The following is a 23,677-nucleotide window of genomic DNA, read 5'->3' as shown; positions in this document are numbered from 1 at the left end:
TATCTTAATGGAGTAAACTAGCACCCTTCGGTTGCTTCCCTCGCATTTTAGAGGACTTATCAATCCTACAGATCTAAGCGAATCCACATGGTATTCGAAAGATCATCTAAAATGCGAGGTTAGGATCGGAAATAACAGAAGTATTGATCTGATAATTACAATCTTGAAATGTAGGTTACACAATTTATCTGACACTACCTTCGACATTGATCTATAATACATTTATATAGGGATTTAAGGCTGTATTATTTAAAATAATAAATTTCAAGGTTTTATCTAAAGCTTTTGAGGTCATAATAGTTGTTGTCAAAAAGCAAAAATATATTTAAAGAAGTTTATACACTTGACTTTTCTTTACATTTCAATTAGTTTATAATAAATTAATGTATATTATACATTGATTATTTTGAAAGGGGTTATGATATGGTGTTAGAAAATAAAAACAGATTTGCCTTAAGAAAAAAATCTTTTGGCTTATGTTCAGTAGCAATTGGTTCATTTATAGTAATGAGTTCATTTGGCATTACACAAGCTTCGGCTAACGAATTGACTGATGAGAATTTTTCTCATGCAGTAATTTTAGAGGAAGTAGTAACTAAAGATCAAGCAGTAACTGAAGAAGAAGTAGTAACTGAAGAGCAAGCAGTAACTGAAGAAGTAGCAGTAACTGAAGAAGAAGTAGTAACTGAAGAGCAAGCAGTAACTGAAGAAGTAGCAGTAACTGAACAAGAAGTAGTAACTGAAGAAGAAACAGTAACGGAAGAGGAAATTCATTTAAATCAAATAGAAGAAGCTTCATCACTTAATTCAAACAGTAATGAACTTGAATTACAAGAGAAACCTCAAATTGTTACAGACAATGACGTTCAATTTCAGCCAATGCAAAATTATAATCAATTTCAAAATTTTCCCTCACAAAATGTTATTTCCTATACAGGAGGTGGAGTTGATGTAACTCCACTTGAAGCGAAAAAACTGGAGACGGGAGATATTCAGTATTCTTTCCAGGTCTCTTTTGCAGGAATTACAAGTTCGGATCATGTCCAAACCGCAACATCTTATAGTTTAGTGGTTCCTTCTCTATTAAAAGATATTAAAATCACACAAATTGGGACATATGATGGGGATAAATTAAAAGATGAAGCAGGTGATTGGCACTATACGGATATTAAAAAAACACATGATGCAGCAGTTGATATTTTATTACCATTAGAAATGATTAAAGAGTATGAAGGAGTCGAGTACCCAGCTTTATCAGATGCCTTTGATCTACGTGATCAACTACTAAGAGAATATACTGGGGATGAGTATAGTTATGCCGGAAAATTCGGTAATTTAGCAACATTGGATGAAGTGCGCGCCTTAAAAGCTAAAGGATTTGATTATTTACCTGGAGGCATTGTAGATCGAGGCTACACGGCAACACACTCATCATATCAACCTAAAGGAGAAATGTTTACTTCTACGAAAGGATACGCTTCTCCGGAAGAAGCAATCAAGCAATTCAAGTTAAGTCAAAATCAAGAATTGGATGATGAAGGCTTTAGCACAGTTCGAAGATTTGCCATTAATTCAGGAACTCTTTCCTCTCGTTTTCCTATTGCTATTCGGTTGGATTATGTTGTGACAAAAGAACAGGCCCAAAAGACGCCTATTTTACCACTATGGGCTGGATTAGAATGGCGAGCTTATTTTGAAAGTCGTGAGCCGGATAGTCATGAAGATGGATCTCTAAATTTAACTTCTTATGGTGATTTCACCTCTGCCTATCAATTCTTAGCGCATCCTGAAGTCATTCAAGAAACCCAACTATCAAAAGATGGATTGGCAGGGACACAAGTTGGCCTTAACCAATATACAGGTGACTGGAAAATGATCGGCAATGATGTGACAAGTTCTACTTTTAATTATGTAGAAACATTCAATTTGCATAGTAATCCATCAATAACCTATTATGCTTCAGAAACGGATGATTATCGGGACATTGCAGCTGTGCAATATATTCCTGAAGATAATCTACCGTTGACACCACTCAATGAAGTGCCAACTCTCACTGTTAAAGACATGCGTATTGCTCAAGGTGATAATACTTTTACCTTAGGTTCATTAATTTCAGACGCACAAGATGCTGAAGACGGTGATTTAAAAGAGTCCGTTGTGATTACCAGTGATGGAGGCTTCAACCCAAATGTTCCTGGGGAATACACGATTACTTTTAAAGTAAGGGATAAAGATGGCGCAACTATTACTAAGTCTTCTCTTGTTACAGTTTCACCAAAATGGACCGCAATCAATGAAGCTCCAACCCTCACCGTTGAAGACATGCGTATTGCTCAAGGTGATAATACTTTTACCTTAGGTTCATTAATTTCAGACGCACAAGATGCTGAAGATGGTAATTTAAAAGAGTCAGTTGTGATCACCAATGATGGAGGGTTCAACCCAAATGTTCCTGGAGAATATACAATTACCTTTAAAGTAACGGATAAAGATGGGGCAACTATTTCTAAATCAGCAGTCGTAACTGTAGAGGAAGAAATGACACCATTGACGCCACTTAATGAAGCGCCAACACTTAGTGTTAAAAATAGCACCATTGCTCAAGGTGACGAAAGCTTTACTTTAGAATCGCTTATTGAAAAGGCTCATGACAAAGAAGATGGTGATCTGATTAACGAAGTTAAAATCTTTGACAATGGTGGTTTTGATGTCAATGCACCAGGTCAATATACGATTATATTCATGGTCACTGACGAAATGGGTGCAAGCATTACTAAATCAGCAGTAGTGACTGTTTCACCAAAATGGACCTCAATTAATGAAGCACCAACGCTCACCGTTGAAGATATACGTATTGCACAAGGTGATAATACCTTTACTTTAGCTTCATTAATAACAGACGCACAAGATGCTGAAGATGGTGATTTAAAAGAGTCCGTTGTGATTACCAATGATGGAGGGTTCAACCCAAATGTTCCTGGGGAATACACGATTACTTTTAAAGTAACGGATAAGAACGGTGCAAGTGTTACAAAGTCATCTGTTGTTACTGTTTCACCAAAATGGACTCCATTTAATGAGGCACCAACACTCAAAGTAACAGATCAAACAATCACCCAAGGAGATGATGTCTTTACCTTAGAATCACTCATTCAAAAGGCTCATGATACTGAAGATGGCAACTTAATTGACGAAGTTGAAATCGTTGACAATGGTGGGTTTGATGTCAATACAGCGGGTCAATATATTGTTACTTTTAAAGTAACGGATAAAGATGGCGCAACTATTTCTAAATCAGCAGTCGTAACTGTAGAGGAAGAAATGACACCATTGACGCCACTTAATGAAGCGCCAACACTTAGTGTTAAAAATAGCACCATTGCTCAAGGTGACGAAAGCTTTACTTTAGAATCGCTTATTGAAAAGGCTCATGACAAAGAAGATGGTGATCTGATTAACGAAGTTAAAATCTTTGACAATGGTGGTTTTGATGTCAATGCACCAGGTCAATATACGATTATATTCATGGTCACTGACGAAATGGGTGCAAGCATTACTAAATCAGCAGTAGTGACTGTTTCACCAAAATGGACCTCAATTAATGAAGCACCAACGCTCACCGTTGAAGATATACGTATTGCACAAGGTGATAATACCTTTACTTTAGCTTCATTAATAACAGACGCACAAGATGCTGAAGATGGTGATTTAAAAGAGTCCGTTGTGATTACCAATGATGGAGGGTTCAACCCAAATGTTCCTGGGGAATACACGATTACTTTTAAAGTAACGGATAAGAACGGTGCAAGTGTTACAAAGTCATCTTTAGTGATAGTAGAAGTTGAAGAAGTTGACCCAAACGTTCCATCTAACCCTAATGATCCTACAGACCCAGAGACACCTGAAAGTCCAGAGACACCTGAAAGTCCAGAAACACCTGAAAGTTCAGAAACACCTGAAAGTTCAGAGACACCTGAAAGTTCAGAAACACCTGAAAGTTCAGAGACACCTGAAAAGCCTAACCCTCAAGCACCTAATGGTGAGATGGATGAAGCTTCCGTTTTACCAGCAACAGGGGATGCAGGAGCATATGCCATCTTCTCTGGAGCTGCCCTTTCTATTTTAGCTGGATTGTTCCTTACAATGCCTAAAAAGAAAGAAAACGAAGAATAATACTAAATAATTTGAATAGAAACCTAAGTTTAAAGGCGAATTCAATTTCGGCTTACTGAAACTTAAGATTGATGCATTCAATTTATCTTGAAGACCAAGCAACAACTGTTGCTTGGTCTTTTATTTTTAAAACGATCCGTAACCTTCTTTCTCCATGTATTGAATAAACCTTCGGCAAATTGTCTGTGCTTAAATTCAAGCGATGAATTCTTCAATTGAATGTCGTCTCTTATTTTGATTTAATGCAAAAGGTAATGGGGACTTTACTTTAGCCTATGTATCTTATATTGGTGACAAACTGGGTGATGTAAAGGATAGCAAGGACTATAAAACATTTATATAATTATATAGATTTTATTTATATATATGCTATTATATATTTAAAACCATGTATAGTCAGGAGAGGATTAAATGATCAGTCGCAATCAGTATCATCGTATTGATACTAGTAAGTCGAGGAGAGGTTTCAAACTGATGAAAAAAGTCAAAGGGGCTTGGGTCGCAGCTGCTTTACTGTCTTCATTAGCTTTAGGTGTAGTTTCTCAACAAGTTGAAGTGTTGGCTCAAAGTTCGAACATGGAACAAGTATGGAAAAGTCCTTTAGCAACATCTTTTGACAAAAAAGAAGCGTTATTAGCACTTGACGAAATTAAAGAAGAAGCACAAAATGCTTTGGATAAAGTAACACTTAAGTGGGAAGCGAATTCTGTTGATACCATCCGTCAAGAAATGGAGCGTCAAAAAGACTTAGGTTTAACTGTTTATGCCATTCAATGGGGAGACACCTTAAGTGCAATTGCTCAAGCAAGTGGTCGAACAGTAGAAGATTTAGCTCTATTAAATGGTATAAAAGATGTCGATTTTATTTTAACGGGCGATATCCTTCTATTAGAAGGTGAGTTCGCTTCAAGCTCTATGACTATGACGAGCAAGGGGGCTGAAGCAATCAAAAAGATTGACCATCCAACCAATAGTAAGCCTTCGCACCCACTCGTTCCCGGAAATAATCAAGCCCCTTCGAACACCGATAGGGATAATGATCCTGTAGTTGATCCAAACCAAGAAGGGTCGGATAAAGATACTAATGAAAACACTAGTGAAGATCCTATAAAAGACGATGCTTCAAATGAAGATGTCCTTCCAGAAACAGATACCGATAAGGATGACGATCAAGATTCTGAAGAAGTGATACCACCAGTTACTGAAGACCCATCAGATAAAGACGAAGAAGATAATTCCGATCAATGCGTTATTCCTGAAAAAATGCCATTACCACAAAATGTCGCTCCCGTAGTGAACCAACCAGTAGTAGAAGTTATCGGTTCCAAAGAAGTGATATCTGGGGAAAATCATCAAGAAATTCAACCAAGCTATGATATTGTATTAGATACAAGTGAAGAAAAAAGCCAAACTGTTCTTGAAGGAAACCTCATTTTTGTTCAACAACCGAAAGTGGATGAAGAAGGAAATCCTGTCTTGGATGAAGAAGGAAATCAAATAATTGAAAATATTCCGACTCCAGATCGAGGGCCAGATATTATTGAAACCCAAACAATTAAGCATGAATATTACAAGACGATACCAGAAACTACCATTATCTATGACAATACTTTAGCTGAAGGAGAAGTAGTGGTAGAAAAAGAAGGCAAAGAAGGATCTTATACGACTATAATAACAATTATTGATCAAGATGGGGAAATCATTACCCAATCTGCTGAGTTAGAAGATTTAGTGGCAGCTGAACCTCGTGTTGAACGTAGAGGATCAAAATTAGTTAAAACAATTAAAACTATCAAAGAAACCACAATGACCACTAGAGGAATTGAATACAAAGAGAACCCGAATCTTCCGAAAGGAGAAGAAAAGGTCATTGAAGAAGGACAAGATGGTGAAAATGTTCGGATATATGAAGTCACTTTTGACGCTCAAGGTACTGAAATACATCGAGAAGAGACCTCAAAAGAAGAGACACCAGTTGTCAATAAGATCATTGAAATCGGTACATACGAAGAAGTCATCACTGAAGAACAGAAAATAACGGAACTTGACTTTGACGTGGTTCAACGTGAAAATTCAGAACTGTTAGTAGGCGAAAGTAAAGTTGTTCAAGAAGGTGTTAAAGGTAAGGAAGTAATAACTGAAAAAGTAGTAACTGTCAACTGCGAAGAAATCCGTCGGGAAGAAATTGGTCGTGAGATGATCAAACCAGTGGATAAGATTATTGAATATGGTACAAAAACCGTAGATAGAATAGAGACTCGTGATGTCATCGCATATGAGACTGAAATTCGTGAGAATCCTGATCTGGAAAAAGGAATAGAACGAGTTGTACGCGAAGGTAAAGAAGGTGAAATGATTGTTATTGAAGATGTCATTTCGATTAAAGGGATTGAGAAAGAACGCATTGAAATTGAGCGTATAGTCGTTACACCAGCAATTAATAAGATTATTGAGGTTGGATCTCAAGAAAGAATTACTAAAATTGAAGAAAAAGAAGCGCCGGTACCTTACAAAGTGGAAAAACGCTTTAATAAGGACCTTGCTAAAGACGAAGTGAAAATAATTCAAAAAGGTAAAGATGGCATAAAAACAATAAAAGAAGAAGTTGTTTATATTCAATTAAGTGATGGTACATTGGTTGAACATCAACGCCAAGAAATTGGTAGTGAAATTACTGTAGAACCGTTGATAGAAATTATTGAAGTTGGGACACAAGAAACACGAGTTGAAATACAATCAAGGATAGAAAAAATTCCATTTGAAGTGGAAGTCATTTATGATGCAACACTTCCTGAAGGACACACTCAGATTGTTTCAGAAGGTAGTGAAGGTGAAAAAACAATCAAAGAAGAAATTACTTACATTAACGACAAAGAGATTTCTCGCCAAGAAATTAGTAATACGGTGACTAAAGAAGCTGAAAATCAAATCACTTTAATGGGAACTAAGATTGTGGAACCGGCTACCGAATTAGAAATTTTCTTAGAAAAGGCTTCGAAATTTGCTGAAGGATTTCTGAATAATCTTAGAGATAAGAATGGTTTAACTACTCTAATTAATAACGAACAGCTTAACAGCTCAGCAGAAAAAAATGCTGAGAATTTAGCTCAACCTGGAGTGCCATTTGGTCATCAAGATGATCGAAGGATTGCTATTGAAGAAGGATATGTAAAAGATGTTAAAGAGTTAATAAACAATCCATACGCTCAAGCAAATCTCTATAAAATGAGGTTGAGTACAGATCCATTAACTTTCTTTGGTAGCCCAGAGGAACTCGGTAAACGCTTAATTCTTGGTTGGTATGGAGACATTAACAACCGTGATAGCAATGGCAATATTAACCGGGGACACCGGATGGTTCTGTTAGAAAAACAATTTAAGCATGTAGGAACCGGCATCCATTATGATGAAGTGAATAAGTTACTTTATGCTTCTCAATACTTTGGTACACCATTGGCTCAAGCAACTGAAATTCAATTCGAAGAAAATGGGCAGATAAAAACCAAGTATGTATTCAAAATTCCTGAAGGGGATGCTGAAAATCCTGCACCTTCTTATTCGCCAGATGGGTATATGGACTATTTAAATGATGAATTAAATAGGAAAAACCTTTCAAATGATGCTAGAAATGATATCCTAACTCTGATTGAAGAAGAGAAGCACTTTAAAGAAAAACTCAATTAACGCTCAGAAAAAATAAAAAGACTGTGATTCATCTAGAGACCTCCAACAGTTCGAGTAAAAACGAACTATTGGGGGTCGTCTTTTTGTTTTCTAGATTTTTTAGAGTATCCTTTGATTTAAAAGATGAATTGAATGAATCAACGAGTCAGCAATTTCTTTTACGATAGGGAATCAAGCTCTCTAATCCTAGAAGTGTACTATCGTTTTTTCAGTCTAAACGCTCGCTTTTTTTAGTAGGCGTTACCACAGGCTCATGAAACTTGATTAAGCACACAACTGCGTGGATTTGAAGCTAAATACTCCTTGAAGGCTAGCGGGTGGATGAGTGCACCATTTAGTAAATGGACACGATGGAAACAATCACTAACAATCTTTGTATCAGGCTTTCTGCATTATTTGACAGCTCTAGAATGATAAAAACCTGTCAGCTTCGAAGCTTGGCATTTATTAAGAGATTCGTTAAACTAATTGAAAGAACATAATTTTTTAGGAGGGGAGAAGATGGAATATCCTTTATTAGCAAACAAATTACCCGTATCGATCAAAATGGTTTGGAAAAAATTTCTGTGCTAACTTTTTTAATTACTTTTGGGAGTGGACTAATTGTTGCAGCTTTGCTAAAAACTATTGATCAACTCTCACTGCTCTGGCAGGCACTAATTGGTGGGTACCTAGCCCTTGTTTTCATTTTGTTTATCCCGAATTAACCCTAGTCAGTAAAGAGCGTCTCATCTATTTTGGCGCTGATATCTATTAATCAAAGCCCCCGTACTATTGATAGGATTCCATTACCATTTACTTTTGGAGTTATGCTAAGTTTGCTTTTCATCTTTTTACTGGTTAGAGGCTATGTGAATTGTCACCGTTGTAAAAACAAGATAATGTATATTATGTAAACCCATATAAATAAATTGTATTTCAAACTAAAAAGCCTAATAGAATCATTCTATTAGGCTTCTAACGAGACGGACCAAACTATGATTAAAGATCTGATTCAACGGCTGACTCTTCTATTGAGAGGTCACTTATAGTTTCGTCTTGAAGAACTGTTTGCTCAGTATCAAGTTGAGTTTCTTCAGTTTCAGCATCATCTGCCGATTTCTCAACCGTTGTTTCTTCAATTTGTTCAACTGATGTTATTTCTTCTTCGATCGCTTCATCTGTAGAAAGCTCTTCAAAAGTATCGCCGACAATCACTTCTTCTACGGAAGCTCCTTCACTCTGATCTTCACTAACACTTTCTTCATTAGCTTCAATTGCTTCATCCACAGCAACTTCATCATTAAGAGCTTGGATGGTAGCTTCTTCTTCAGTGACTTCTGTTGCAATCACTTCTTCGGTTTCTGTTATCTTATCATCAAACAATAATTCTAATTCATGAATCATTGAATAGACATCTCTTAAAGTAGAATTTGGATTTAATTGAACCCCAACTGCTTTTGTAAGTGTTTGATTGATTTTAGAATATACTTCATAAGGTTGTTTACCGAGAACTTCTTTATCCCGTCTAAATCTTGTATTCCAAATCACTTCATCTAGGATTGATTGAACATAAATATTAGCACGAGAATCTAAATGAAGATCGGGTGTATGGGCTGCTTTTGTTTCTAAAGCTTGCAATTCAGCCATTCTTTTTTCAATTTTTTCTTTTGAAGCAAATGGGTCTGATAAAGTAACTAGTGTTCTTGTAATTGCAAAACCATAATCTTTATGTATAGATAAATCTTTATTTTTGAGTTCACTTGTTGCATAATCAATGGACTCAATAATGTTTTTTAAAGCATTCATCCGGCTACCAATTGAGTTTAGGTTAAATATAGTATCTGATTGTTTTATCCCATTTAACTCGCCACCGAGTTTATCGATTAACTTAAAGGCTTGTTCTAATGATTTTTCATATTTTTTAGAAAGAACTCTTTCAGAAATTTTTACCAGTTTATCTTCTTCAATTTTTAATTCTTCTAGATCTGAAGCAACCTCATGATCTTTTACAATGTCTGGAAGTGTCAAGTCTTTTGATACGATTGATCCCACTTCGTAACCTAAAATTGATTGAAGTTTTTCTTGTAATTGTTGAACGGATAAATTAATATCCTTGACAGTCGATTTTGGATCCAACTGCACACCTACGGCTTTAGTAATTGTTTTATTAAGATCATTATACTGTTCAAAAGGAAGTTTACCTAATATGTTTTTATCTCTGATAAAACGTGTATTCCAAATGGCGTTATCTAATTTAGCTTTTACATAGATTGTTGCAATGTCCTCTTCAGTTAAATCTGGATAATCATTGATGGCCTCTTTTAGACCTAAGATTTGTTGTACTTGATGATCGATTGAAGCTTGTGAAGAAAATGGGTCTGCTAAAGTGATTAAAGCTTTAGTGATTGTATATCCCATGTCTTTATGGGCATGGCTGACTTTATTAGTAGCTTCAGTCGTTGCGTATACAATTCCATCAATGATCGTTACTAATGCTTCAATCCGACTTCCAATTGTATCAACCTTTAATGGAACTTTGCCCGCTATGCTTGCTTCGAGAGTGGCTTCTTTCTTGATGTTTTCAACCAATTTTGAAGCTCTTTCAAGGATATTTTCATAATTTGTACCCGCTAAAACTTCTTTCAGATGCTTAATTTGCTCTTCTTTATCTTTAATTACGAGCAGATCTTCCTTGTGATCAGCTACACGATCACGTTTAGTGACTTCTACAACTTTACCTTGTAAGGCTTGATTAAGTTGACTTTCAATTTCAGCCACCACTTGGTCGATTTCTCCAACGGTTGATTTTGGATCAAGTTGAATTCCTACTGCTTTTGTGATTGCGCGATTTAAAGAATGATAGACATTGGCACCCATCTTACCTAATATTTTTTCATCCCGAATAAAACGCGTATTCCAAATGGCTTTATCTAATTTAGCTTTTGAGTAAATAGTTGCTGTATCTTTTTCACTGAGATCTGGTAGAGCAGCTGCCTCACTCTTGGTTTCTCTCAATTCAGCAATTAATTTCTCAATGCTATTGTTCGAAGAAAGCGGATTCAACAGAGTGTATGTAAGATGTGTAATTTTTAATCCCATCATATGGTGGGCATCGATTATTTTATTATTCAAATGATTAACGGAATAATCAATTGCCTCAATTACTTCTGTAATAGCAGTTAGACGTGGCCCTATTGAATTTAAAGCATAAATTGTTTCAGGATTTATACCCTCGCCTTTTGCTATTGCAGTAGCGTCTGAGATGACTGTTTCTAAAATATCAAAACTTTTATTTAGGAGATCTTCATAGGGAGTCCCTAAGACCGTTTGTTCTAATGCTTCTAATTTGTCTTTTTGATTTACTATTTCTATTGCTAAATCTTGTACATTTGCACTATAAGCTTGCGAAGTATTTGACGCTTCTTCTTGTGCGTATATTGATTGTTGCATCAGAGGAGTTCCAACACTAGCTAGCAATAATGCACTTGAAAAAATGATTGACATTTTTCTCATAAATACCACCTCGATCTATTATGATAAAATAATTATAACACGATTAGAAAAAAAATCAATATTTTATCTCGAAACAGTTTGATACAAATTGCTTATATTAAAATGCGTAATATGTTCATTCTCAAACCCTCCCATTTAAAATAAAAAAGAAACAATCTAAAATGTAGATTGTTTCAGGATTTGATACTTTATTCAATGGATCAATTATTGCTCATTAATCAGCTTCTCAACCGTCATAAAGTCTTTTGAGGTTCCCAGTATTACCAACATATCCCCTTTATGGATGACCGAATGAGGTTCAGGATTTCCAAGAAAATCACCCGAATCTCGAATAATTCCAACTATATTAAAGCCATGTTTAGCTCTCACGTCTAAATCGATTAGACTTTTATCCACCCATAATGAAGGGGTGGTTACTTCGAAGATGGAATAGTCATCAATAATATTAAAATAATCAACAAGATTCTTAGAGGATAAACTATAAGCTAATTTACGGCCACTTTCTTTTTCTGGAATAATCACTTTATCAATGCCAACCTTTTTAAGAACTTTGGCATAATAATCGGTAGAAGCTTTGCCGATGATTGTTTTTACACCGATTTCTTTTAAAGTGATGGTAGATAATATAGACGCTTCTAAATCCGATCCAATTGCAATAATGGCTGTTTGGATATTCGCTAGCCCTAACTCATGAAAAACCTCAATGTTTTTGATATCTGCGCAAATTGCATGGGTTACATAAGGAGCGATTCGGTTGATGCTTTCTTCATTATGATCAATAATAATCACTTCATGTCCCAGTTTCATTAAATTCTCCGCTAAACTACGCCCAAATCTTCCGGCGCCAATCACTAGATATTCCTTCACATAATCACCCCACTAAGATACTTTCTTGTGCTTCGCGATAATTGTTCGAGGCTTTGGATTTGAAGAAGACAAACACCATCGCCATGGGTCCAATTTTACCAAAAATCATGGTAAAGATTATCACTATTTTACTCATCACACTTAAACTGGCTGTAATTCCTTGGCTTAATCCCACTGTACCATAAGCAGAGATAATCTCATAATAAAGATTAACCAGTGACTTATTAGGTTCAAAGAGGGTAAGCAAGATTAAAGCGATACCCACCCAAGAAAAAGAAAGAAAGAAAATGGCCAGTGATTTCAATATATTCTTCCTAGGAATCCGACGTCTAAAGACAACGGTATCTTGACTTTCGCGCAAATACGACAGAGTATAAAGAATTAATAAGGCAAAGGTTGTAACTTTTAAGCCACCGGCTGTTCCTCCGGGTGCCCCCCCAATAAACATCAGTAGATTCGTCACCAAGTAGCTCGGGGTGCGTAAGCCTCCTTGTTCGATCGTCGCAAAACCAGCCGTTCTTGTCGTTACCGATTGAAAAAAAGCCGCAGTCAATTTATCCACAAGATTTAAGGGTCCTAACGTACTAGGATTTTGCCATTCAACAACTAAAAAGAATAAGGCAGGTAAGATAATTAAAAGACTTGTTGTCACTATAACAAGTTTTGTATGCAAGCGAAGAGGCTTTCCATTTAAGTAATGGTGGATTAAATTTCTGCTAACTGAAAAACCGAGTCCCCCTACTATAATTAAGAACATTAGTACGATATTTATCCAATTATTATCGACATAGCCCATAAAACTTTGGTCACCGATAATATCAAAGCCGGCATTACAAAAAGCAGAAACAGAGTGAAAGATACTATTGATGACGCCTTTAATGACCCCATATTCAGGTATAAATTGAAAGCTTAATAAAACAGCACCAATGGCTTCAATAATTAAAGTAGAATAAGCGACATACCGCACAAGGTCTGCTACCTCACTAAAAGTAGTGGTATTTTTTTCTTCTGCTAAGAACTTACGATTAGAAAAAGACAGCCGTCTCCCCATTAACATACCAATGGTTCCCACACCGGTCATGATTCCAATACCGCCTATTTGTATGAGAATTAAAATGACCGTTTTACCAAATGGCGACCAATGACTTGCGGTGGTTAAAGTCGCTAGACCCGTGACGCAAACTGCAGAAGCGGCTGTAAAGATACTATCAATCAATGAGGTCTGCACACCCTCATTAGTTGCAAAAGGTAATTTTAAACAGAGGCTCCCAATTAAGATGAGGCCCAAGTAGCTATAGAAGAATAATTCAGCAGGATTGATTGAAATGAGATCTTTTTTCCACTGGTTATAGACAAGCATGACTTTCCACCCTTCTGTGCACAAAAGTTAGTTATATCGTGGTTTAGCTTTTTTAATTTTGCTATTCCTATAGTAGTGAAAAAAAACAGGAATTTCAAACACAAATTACTCATTGTTTATTTTGACCAGCAACTTATCAATAGACTCATTTTACCCTAGAAAAGCTACGATTAGCTTTTTTTCTTTTGATGAATAAAACTATAATAGACAAGAAAATAAATAAGCTTAACGCAATCGTAAGCCATAACTTCCATGGAGATGGCTGTCTTCTTGTTATTGTCTCTTGAACGCTTTCTTTCGGATATGGAATACGTTTACCAATAACCAATAAGCGATGACTATTAATCATATAGGGTGTGCAGGTTAATAAAGTTACTCGATCTTCTGCTTCTTCAATTTTGAGGGATTCAAAATCATTAGGTTCAATCACTTTGATTTCAATCACTTGATAAGCTAAATCATCGCGCAAGTTATGGAGGAAAAATAAGTCGCCAACTTCCATTTTGTTTAAATCAGAAAATAATTTGGCGCTTGGTAAGCCTCTATGAGCTGTAATGACGCTATTTGTTCCTTTACCACCAACAGGTAAGCTGGTTCCTTGGAGGTGAGCGGCTGCTTTTTGTAAGACTTCTTCAGTCGCTCCTGCATGGATAGGTAATGAGAGATCAATCTTAGGAATATCGATAAAGCCTATCTGTTCATTGATTTCGAGCATGCGAGCATATTCTTTAATTCCTTCCTTTTGTTTTTTGGTAAAAGGATCCACCACGCCATTCATACTAGGAAGGATGGTCGAATTATAAGCATGGGCTAATTCAATCCGACGGTCTAATTCAGTTTGTGATATTTTGATAGATTGGTCCCTAAATTCTTCTACTTGCGTTCTTGCCGCTTGGTTATGAATATAACGCGCTACAAAAGGATAGGCGACCAAGGTCAAACCCAAAAGGAAAATAAAGATGTTTAAAACAGCTTTGATATTTCTTCTATTGATTGTAGCCACCTACTTTCCATTGTCAGTCTTTTTTCGATTATACAGCCAAAAAAGAATAGTAAGTAGTAGTAAAAGTAACAGGAGTAATAAAAGCCAGCGGTACTTGATAAAGAAGTTCATAGAGGTCTTGCGGTCTTTTTCAAATTCATCCTCTACATAAGGAATACGGTGTCCTCTAACCAGTAGGCGGTGACTATTGATCATATAGGGGGTACAAGTAATTAATGTCATATAATCATGCTCTGGAACAATATCAAGATATCCTATTTCATGAGGTAAGATGACATCGATTCGATCGACTTGATAGGCTAAAGTTTCATTTAAGTTGTTAAAATAAAAGACATCATCTATTTTTAACTTGTCTAAATGCGAAAATAAACGTGCATTCGGCAACCCTCGATGCCCTGTAATAACTGCATGGGTGTGAAGTCCACCTACCGGCAGACTTGTCCCTTCTAAATGTCCGATTCCTTTTTGCAGCACTTCTTCACTGGTTCCAGCAAAAACTGGTAAGTATTCATTTATTTTAGGAATATCAATGACACCAATTTGTTCATTAATCTCCAACATATGCGCATAGGCTGCACGTCCTTCTTGATGATCTTTTTCTGAAAAAGGATCCGAAAGCTTTGAAACGCCCTCTTTTTTCTGACTTAATTGGTCGTTGTAGGCTTGGGCAAGAAAAACACGTCGGTCCACTTCTTGTATAGACAGTTGTTGCACAGCCTCCTTATAGCTATTCACTTCCACGCGTGAGGCTTGGTCATAGAGGTAACGTGAAATAAAAGGATAGCATAAAGCTATCCCTCCCATTATAAAAAGTAGATTATAAAAAAAGAGTTTAATTTTTTTCTTCTTCATAAAGTTTACATGAAATCCTTTCTGTACCAGTTGTCGACTTATAAAAAAGAATGAATAAACCGATGGTTATAAAAAGAAAAGCAAGGTAGAAATATTTAGTTTTACATTCTCCTGTCGTTGGTAAAAAGCCAATATCACTTGGTTTAGCAGGTCGGTTAATAGGAATATCTTGCTCTTGCTTTGATGCTTCAACTGGATGGTTGACGATCTCCATTACAGTATAGTTCCAATAACTCTGACTGGTTATTTCAAAGGGAATGGCTTGTTCAAAGGGTTGGTATTTTAGACCTTGTACAATGGGGGCTTCGATTTCGATAAGATAGTATTTTCCTAAGGGCAGATTATTGACTTCAAAATATCCTCGTGAATCAGATTCTACAATGTAGAAAGACCCTTCTTTCGAAGAGACTGGTTCGAAGAGGCGTTTTTTACTATTCCAAGTGACTACTTCAAAGCGTGCACCCATCAAGCCTTGCGCCGGCTTTTTATGGTTGACCTTTCGGAAATGTTGTCCGCCCTTTTCAAGCCCTTCTTCAAATGAGCTTTCATCTGTAGGCTCTGTGGTTGAGTCTTGAGAAGTCTCTTTAGCAATCAGATAATTTTTAACTAAAACTTCAGTAACTTCACCAGCCTTAATAGTGAAATGTATTTTTTTTGAAAGCTGATACCCATCGACCGTTTTTAGTTCAACTAATACATAGTCTCCTTCTGGTAATGAAGCGAGAGTGATTTCACCAAGAGAATTCGACTTCAATTCAGCCTTGCCCGAAGGATCCGTTGTAAAATGCCCTTCTTTAAACAACATTGGCTGGTCTGAATTCGCTGCATAAATATAAAAAGTAACATTCGCTAAATTCTTCCAATCATCCATTTGGTTAGTGGTCACTTCACCGATCACTTTGATTTTTAGGTAGCCCGTTTGAACGCGCTTAGGGAAAACATCAACTTCAAAAGCGTTTTGATAAGGCAAATCGATGATAAATGGTACCGTACGCTCTTCTTTTTTACCGGCTTGATTGATTTCTAATCCGTAATAGCTACCATCCGGAAGCCCGTCAATAATGGCTAGAGAATTTTCATTCGTTTTTGAAGAGTAAGATTGTTTAAATAGATGATCTAATTCACTAACTTTCTTTTCTTTTAAAGAAGCGATATCTGCTTGAGAATAGGTGGGATCGACCTTCCATACTCTATATTCTCTTATTGTTTCACTATCAACAGAATGAATGATCAAGCGATTGGATGTGGCTGAAATATGATTAAACGGTATGATCATTAAGGTAAAAAGCATCAATAGAAATGTAGTAAGTTGTTTAAATAACTTCATATCATACCTCCTAGTTTGAATATCCTTTGTTAAGGGAAATAGGCCTATTTCCCTTAACAAAGGATGGAGAAAATCTCCATACCTTAAATTCTTAATCGTTTAGGCTTCTTCTTTGGCCTTACGACGACCATAAATTGCAAGGAACATTAGTAATGCGCCTGCTACGATGAAGATGACAGTCCCCATACCACCAGTTGCTGGGATAGATGGACGTAAATTATTAGTAATCTCAAGTTTTTGATTATCTTTTTCTACTGAAAAATTAACAGCATCGGCTAACAACTGATAACCCTCCGGTGCTTTAGTTTCTTTAACTGAATACTGCGATGGTTTAGTTCCCTCATTTCCTTGCGCTGAGTATGCCAGTCCGTCAATTGAAAAATTACCCTCGGCATCAGATTTTAATTGGATAACCTTACCAACCATTGCATCTGGGAATTTTGGATTACTCTCGGCATTGTTAAGGGTGATAAGATGTTCGTTCCACTTCATCGGAGCATTATCTTCTAAGACAGTAAAAACAGCTTCTGAAAGAGCTTTCTTATTGGAGTCAACTTTTTGAAATTCTTGACTTCCGTATTTGATCGAAACATCATTTGAAGCGCTAGTAGTCTCTTCTACCACACTATTATTGTAAGTAATTGTTGCATTGTTTGTAATTGGTGTATCAGTAGATGAGTGAGTGCCGTTAAGGTAGGCAGTAAAACTAACTTCAATAAATGGTGCTTCATTTGTATTGGACGAAATACCATCGATTTCATTATCAGCGATTTTATTTCGATTTGCTAAAGGAACTTGAGAAGCGATTTGTTCGATACCCTTTGGTGTTAAAGCAATACTTATAGTTTGACCACTGACTGAATAATTGAAATGATCTTCTATAATTAACGTTTCATTCCCCACCTTAATCGTCGGTTTAAGGTCATCATGCTTAATCGTTAAGGCCGGATCTAACTGGTCTGTAAAGGTATATTTTGAATATTTTTCAATATTTGTTGGGATGGTTCCTTTTAAAATATATTGAAAAGCTTCGCCAACATTGAATGAGGCTTCATTAAAACCTAACTTAGCAATATCCTTACCGATAACCGGAAAAGCACCTGTGACGTTTTTAGGATAAATATGAATATCTTTAAGATATTCACTACCGTCAAATTTAGTCATTGGAAAAGCAATTACAAATGGAACCGCTAATGACTCCGTTACGGAATTTGGTTTTTTTGTTTCAAAAACAGCAAAGTATTTAGGGTTAGCAGGATCAACATTTACTGTCCATTCAACCGTTCCATTTGAATCGGTTTCACCGAGAAGTTGGCCTCCAGATGCTGGCTGGGTAGGCTTTGTACCAGCAATTGCTTTATCATAGCTATCTTTATCAATTTCATAAGCTGTAAAACTTACTCCAGATAAGGGTTTTACATTGGTACCGAGAGTAGAAAGGTCTGTAATTATTGTCCCGTCCTGGTTTGCTTTTGGCAAATCAGAATTATATGAATCTGCTTGCAGTTTATGAATGGTTACCTTTGCATCGAAAGGTTCTGTTGCAAATACTGAAGGGGCCTGAGTTAAAATGTTCGAGAGTCCCAAAATAAAAACAAGGACTGCTGTTAATAAGTTGCTTTTTTTCATGTGTTTACTCCTTTTCATGTGTTTTTTTTGATTGAAGATAATAAAAACTTGTTAAAGCCATTAATATGAAGCCGGAAACTAGATAAATCAGCACCCCCGTTCCTCCAGTAAGTATAAGGTCATGCGATTGGTAATTCATTACAACAATTTCATTGTCATTACCGTCAGAGCTTGTTTCTCGTTTGCTAATAAAATCGACTTGCTTTTCATCCAATATGAATTCCGCTTGGCCTGTTTTATTCCCTTGGGAATCGGTACTTTCAATAATTTCAATAGTTAATGGTTGTCCCAGGAGCTTATAGCCTGCAGGTGCCTTTTCTTCATATAATAGGTACTTTCCAAGAGGTAAATCTTTAAAGACGATGGAATTATAATTATTCTGGCTAACGACTTGATCAATAAGACGGTGATCTTTATTATCCTCAGCTTTAGATTTTAAGCGAAAGATGCTGCCAGTTATTCTTGTAGTAGGGTCCTCACCGTCAATTTTATTGAAACTAAAATCGGTCCTGATAAGTTCATTAATCACAACATAGCCCTTATTAGCATCTAGGACGATTGCATTTTCGTTCTTAATTAAATCATCCGGCATTATAGAGACGTTGTTACTTCTATCTACTTGAATGATAACTGGCTTAACAATTTTTCGATAGCCATCTGGTACAAAGCTTTCATCCAGATGGAAATAAACATAATTCTCCTCTGTTCTGATGGGACGATAATTAGATAATTCTTGGTTAAAACTAACTCTTCCATTGGTATCACTGGTAACTGTCCAGCTTTCATGACTCGAACTTAATCCACTTGCTGGGTCCCCTTCCATACGGGTCAATGTAAAGCCGGCACCAGCTATAGCATTGCCATAGTCTCCATTTTGATTATTAATATCATCCCGTTTCCAAAATTCAATTTCGATCGGATGGAAACGGTTGATCACTCTCGGAATGCCATCACTGCTTTCGAAATTCCAATGGGCATCAGATTGGGAAAGCCAAGTTAATTCTCCTTTGTCAGAAACTTCTACTTTTGCACTGATACCTCCTCCACTTATTGTCTCATAATTAACAGGTGATTGGGTTTCTACAACTTCATAAGTTTTGCCAACTGGCAAATTCTTGAATGCAAGCAAGCCATCTGCTCCGGTTACTTTAGTAGCCAAAGCTTGTCCGACTCGTTCTTGTTTTTGTCTATCGTACTCATAAATTTGAAAGCTTGCACCTTCTAAAGGGGGCATTGACTCGATAGACAGACCTTCATTATCATCTGCTACTTTCTTTAGTTGGATATTGGTGGGGTTTTGACGATTAATGGCAAAATCTAAGCGATACTTGCCAGAGTCGTCTTTTGTTAAGAAGTCCTCCTCATCAGTACCTTCTATACGGGTGATGTGAGGGCGTATTCCTCCTGCATCCGAAATAATCTCTATTTGATAGACATTATTTGACCTTAAATGAGTGTTGGGACTACTCAATTCCCTTAATTCATATTTACCTGTTTCTACATCGGTAAAACCTGCTGTTCCCGTCGCATTGGTCGTGGCTGTTTGTAGATAGTCTTTTCCTTCTATTCCTTTTAGTTCAAATTGCACACCAGCTAAAGGAATAACCGGTTGCGTAAAAGGATCCAACTCTTCCCCTTTTTCACTATAGCCGTATTTCACAATTTTAAAGTTCGAGTCCACTAGGTTTGAAACGGTATAGCCTTGATTGTCATCTCCAGTGAGCAATTGATTGTATTCTGGCAGTATATCCGCAATATATTTATTGTCTAGCGTATCCAATTTTATCTCAATGATATCATAGGCATCGCTTTGGGCAACGTAACCTGGTGGAGCTTGTATTTCTTGTAAACGATAGAAACCTAGGGGGAGATCGTTAAAAATGACTGTGCCATCTGCAGCTGATTGAGCGATCAGAGCAGTCTGATTCGAGTCCTCAATATATTCACCTTGATCATTCTTGATAACAGGCGTTAAAGTAAACTTTGCCCCTTCTAACGGCAAGTCGTTAAGTCCCACCTTGGTGAATTGAATGGTATAGGTTAAGAGTTTGTTAGTCATTTTGATCTGATCCTCTGCCCCATCTACGACACTTGAACCAGTAAATTCGTCTGATCCAGTAGGGGGTTCCATAGTGACTTGTCCAAATTCATCTGTTGTAATTTTCCATGTTGCTTGACTCTTTTGATACCCTAAAGGTGCTCGAATCTCTTGAATAGTAAAGGTTGAATTAGGTTGAGTGGCTGTTCGATTGAGAGTCACTCGCCCTTTTGTATCACTTGTCTTTATTAAAACCTCTTCAGTTTTAGCGTCATTAACCACACGGAATTGAGCCCCTGATAAAGGCTTGCCTTTTTCATCTACCTTAAAGAAGGAATAGGATTCTCTAGTATTGCTATATTCATAAAGATTAGAAACTGGATTGCGTTTTAAAAGGGGTTCCACTTCTTTTTGTGTGTCTAAGTTAATTGTTTGAATATTTTTAATTATTAACCCGCTATTATCTGCTAATAATTCCAAATCAAAAAGGGTTTTTAAATGTTGTTTTACATAGCCAGGCGGTGTTTTTGTTTCTATTAATTCATAGGAGCCGACTCCTAAGTCCTCAAATTGAACCTCTCCACTGGAATCCGTTGTGACTGAAGCAATCTCAGCTTCAAAGGGCTGTGTTTGTTTCAAATCAAATTGAGCCCCAGCTAAACGGCTTTCATTTAAGCCAATTTTTGTGAACTTAAAATCAAGTGTATGTTCTTGATTGATAAGATTAAAGCTTTGGCTATCATCTGTAGAATTTATCTCACTAATATTGCTTGTATTGCCTTGTAGACGGATCTTGCCATCTGCATCCACCACCAGGGTCCACTTGTTATTGTGAGGCAAATAGTAGCCAATTGGGGCCTTGTCTTCAGTTAAGAGATAACTTCCCTCTGATAAGCGACTGTATTCAAAAATTGCTGACGAATTGCTAGTTTCTTTTGGAATTACTGTTCCATTAAGTGTTTTTAATGTAAATTGAGCATCTTCAAGTAAATCGCCTTGTTTATTAACTTTGCGAATTCTTAAACGATTGGGTTTGTTTTCTAAAATGGGAGGGGTATCCCCTAGCGAAGTAACGCTTCCTTTATAGGATTGGCGAAAATTTCTGGCGAAAACGGCTGATTTATCCTCGTTTTGATCAATATCAAATAAAATTATCTTCTCACTTTCAAGGTACCCATCAGGCGCATTAATTTCTTTGAGTTCATAGCTACCATAGCTCAACTTAGTAAAATCTAACTTTCCTTCTTGATTAGAAATTACGGTCTGACTAAAGGAAGGATCCCCCTCTTTACTTAAGCGATAGACTGCATTCGCTAAGGGTTGTTGCGTTTCTTGGTCAACTTTTTTAAAAGTTAAATCCGTCAGCAATATCTCCAGTCGGATTAGTGCGGCGTTATTTAGTACCTCACGACCATTTTTGGCAAATGGACGATAAATATTATTATAATCAGGAGATAAAGTACCATTGGCTGAAAGATTGTATGCTCCATAATAACTGCCTTCTTTGGGGTCGAATTTATTTGCAACAAGACTTGGATTCTTTTCTAGTAGGCCAATTTTAGGCGGTGCATACCCATTAGGTGTACTTATAAGCTTGACATAAAAGTAAGGGTAACTTCCATCTCTTGGAACGTTGTAATAAGCAGTATAGCCATTAGTCCCTGTATATGAAGTTGGTTGGGAGTCGTCATTTACAAGGCTTAGATCAAAGGTAAACCAATCTTCTTCTGTTCGATTATAATGAAAAAGCTTTACTTCTACATCAGGCGCCGGATTATCAAACTGGTCTAAGGCTAAGATATTAAATTTATTTGAGACGGGTGTGGTAGAATCCGTTGCTGATCGCGCTTGGATATTAGAAAATCTTGCTATTACTTCATATTCTACAGGTAATTTAATGGTTTCACCGTCAGGAAAAGTGATGGATAAAATGGTTTGGAAGACCCCTGTTTGCGAAGTATCTATGGCTTCCTCCCATTCGTACAGCACTTCTTTCGATAAATCACTGTAATTTTCGACTACATTTTCCGCTAACAAAGGTTGATCGACTTGAACAAGAATTTCATCTTTTAAGATCGGCTCAGGATTTAGCTGAGTACTTTTATCTTTTGTTTGATCTTCTTGACTTGATTCTTTATTTTCTTGATTTATAGTAGTTGCATTATCATCAACTATCGTGACTGTTGTTGATTCTTCGTTTGTCGCTAATTCTTTATTATTGTCATCGTTTTTAGGAACAGTTTGCTGGGCAGTAATCTTCCTATTCGAAAAAAGCGTAACGGCTTTAACGGTAAAACTTTTACTCATCGAATCTGAACGATCTACCTCTGCTTGCAGTGTATGTTTAAAGTAAGCTTTTGGTATCCAAAATTGATAAACTTCTTCATTAGCATTCGCTTTGAATCCGACTTGCCAAAGTTTCTCTTTTTCTTCATTATAAGGATTTTCTGGTGCTAATGGTTCTTCCATTGTAAAAACTTCAGGTTCTACTAAATCAGCTTGACTTGGGGCTTGTGGTTCAACTAGGTCGGAAGGAATTTCAAGACCACTCTCAATTAGTTGGTTATATTGTGTCCAGTATGCTTCTAGTTCTTGCTCATAATTTGCATATTCTAGCTGATAAGTCTCTAGGGCTTCTTGGTAGGCTTGCCACTCAAGATCATTTTGCTTTTTAGCTTCCAGATAAGTTTGGTATTTTTCTTCGTAATGAACCTTATCCTGCTGATAGGCCTCCATCTCTTCGCGGTATTGCATAAAATTCTTAATAGCCCTATTAAAATCTGATTGCTGATTAACTAATCGCATGGAAATAGTTTCTTCTTGATTGGTAATAAGTTTAAATGAATGGACTTGTTCAAATTCAGCATCTGTTTCAAACATTATAAGCTGATCACTTGGTTCCATATTATTGTTGCTATTCAAAAATATTTGCCAAGTAGAAGGATTATTTTTTAATTGAAGAATATTCGGGTCTATTGCTTCTTGGGCATAGGCCGTAGTGAAAGTTTTAAAGGGAATGGTTGATAGAAGCAATAGGAGCACTAACATAGTATTCCAAAGGGTTTGTGAATATTTTTTCAATTTTATCACCTCTTAATCGTTGTGTATTCTTTAACTTAATAGCATTTTAAGATCATAATCAATTGCATAGCTTTCTTCAAATATTATATCTAAAAAAACAGTTCCATTGCAAATAAATCTATAGCATTTATAAAAAAATTAAACATTAAGAGCAAAAATAACTATGAA

Annotated in this window: 10 protein-coding genes; 2 read left to right on the top strand and 8 right to left on the bottom strand. The window is 36.5% G+C overall.

The window, feature by feature from the left end; genetic code table 11:
* Positions 1-423: 423 nt before the first annotated feature.
* On the top strand, positions 424-4,173 hold the full coding sequence (locus ACQV2O_RS06160; RefSeq protein WP_428875261.1) for a YSIRK-type signal peptide-containing protein: 3,750 nt from the start codon (positions 424-426) through the stop codon (positions 4,171-4,173).
* Between the two features lie 411 nt (positions 4,174-4,584).
* Positions 4,585-7,857 (top strand): G5 domain-containing protein, encoded by a 3,273-nt coding sequence (locus ACQV2O_RS06155; protein WP_428875260.1) that lies wholly within the window; start codon positions 4,585-4,587, stop codon positions 7,855-7,857.
* A 981-nt stretch (positions 7,858-8,838) separates the two neighbouring features.
* Here the strand turns inward: ACQV2O_RS06155 and ACQV2O_RS06150 are convergent.
* The 8 genes from ACQV2O_RS06150 to ACQV2O_RS06115 all read right to left on the bottom strand — a co-directional run bounded on the left by ACQV2O_RS06150 (position 8,839) and on the right by ACQV2O_RS06115 (position 23,509).
* Positions 8,839-11,352: a CAMP factor family pore-forming toxin gene (locus tag ACQV2O_RS06150; RefSeq protein WP_428875259.1), complete on the bottom strand. Its 2,514-nt coding sequence runs from the start codon at positions 11,350-11,352 to the stop codon at positions 8,839-8,841.
* A gap of 204 nt (positions 11,353-11,556) precedes the next feature.
* Complete coding sequence (locus tag ACQV2O_RS06145; protein WP_428873353.1) at positions 11,557-12,219, bottom strand: potassium channel family protein; 663 nt, start codon at positions 12,217-12,219, stop codon at positions 11,557-11,559.
* 4 nt (positions 12,220-12,223) lie between these two features.
* Complete coding sequence (locus tag ACQV2O_RS06140) at positions 12,224-13,579, bottom strand: TrkH family potassium uptake protein (RefSeq protein WP_428873354.1); 1,356 nt, start codon at positions 13,577-13,579, stop codon at positions 12,224-12,226.
* Between the two features lie 145 nt (positions 13,580-13,724).
* Positions 13,725-14,582: a class C sortase gene (locus tag ACQV2O_RS06135; protein WP_428875258.1), complete on the bottom strand. Its 858-nt coding sequence runs from the start codon at positions 14,580-14,582 to the stop codon at positions 13,725-13,727.
* Positions 14,583-15,434 (bottom strand): class C sortase, encoded by an 852-nt coding sequence (locus ACQV2O_RS06130; RefSeq protein ID WP_428875257.1) that lies wholly within the window; start codon positions 15,432-15,434, stop codon positions 14,583-14,585.
* Complete coding sequence (locus tag ACQV2O_RS06125; protein WP_428875255.1) at positions 15,415-16,761, bottom strand: MSCRAMM family protein; 1,347 nt, start codon at positions 16,759-16,761, stop codon at positions 15,415-15,417. Before ACQV2O_RS06125 ends, ACQV2O_RS06130 begins: the two co-directional genes overlap by 20 nt.
* Before the next feature lie 99 nt (positions 16,762-16,860).
* Entirely contained in the window at positions 16,861-18,390 is a 1,530-nt protein-coding gene (locus tag ACQV2O_RS06120; RefSeq protein WP_428873358.1) for a SpaH/EbpB family LPXTG-anchored major pilin, read from the bottom strand.
* A 4-nt stretch (positions 18,391-18,394) separates the two neighbouring features.
* Positions 18,395-23,509, bottom strand: coding sequence for a SpaA isopeptide-forming pilin-related protein (locus ACQV2O_RS06115; RefSeq protein ID WP_428875254.1), 5,115 nt, complete (start codon positions 23,507-23,509; stop codon positions 18,395-18,397).
* Positions 23,510-23,677: the final 168 nt, after the last annotated feature.

Source organism: Facklamia sp. P13055 (genome assembly GCF_050409445.1).
GTDB lineage: Bacteria > Bacillota > Bacilli > Lactobacillales > Aerococcaceae > Facklamia.
The sequence above is the reverse complement of the archived record's forward strand: the minus strand, read 5'-3'. Positions and strand labels throughout refer to the sequence as shown.

Excerpts from the sequence above, each read along its gene's own strand:
- ACQV2O_RS06160 (WP_428875261.1), top strand. The coding sequence starts at position 424 with ATGGTGTTAGAAAATAAAAACAGATTTGCCTTAAGAAAAAAATCTTTT.
- ACQV2O_RS06155 (WP_428875260.1), top strand. The coding sequence starts at position 4,585 with ATGATCAGTCGCAATCAGTATCATCGTATTGATACTAGTAAGTCGAGG.
- ACQV2O_RS06130 (WP_428875257.1), bottom strand. The coding sequence starts at position 15,434 with ATGAAGAAGAAAAAAATTAAACTCTTTTTTTATAATCTACTTTTTATA.
- ACQV2O_RS06140 (WP_428873354.1), bottom strand. The coding sequence starts at position 13,579 with ATGCTTGTCTATAACCAGTGGAAAAAAGATCTCATTTCAATCAATCCT.
- ACQV2O_RS06150 (WP_428875259.1), bottom strand. The coding sequence starts at position 11,352 with ATGAGAAAAATGTCAATCATTTTTTCAAGTGCATTATTGCTAGCTAGT.
- ACQV2O_RS06120 (WP_428873358.1), bottom strand. The coding sequence starts at position 18,390 with ATGAAAAAAAGCAACTTATTAACAGCAGTCCTTGTTTTTATTTTGGGA.
- ACQV2O_RS06125 (WP_428875255.1), bottom strand. The coding sequence starts at position 16,761 with ATGAAGTTATTTAAACAACTTACTACATTTCTATTGATGCTTTTTACC.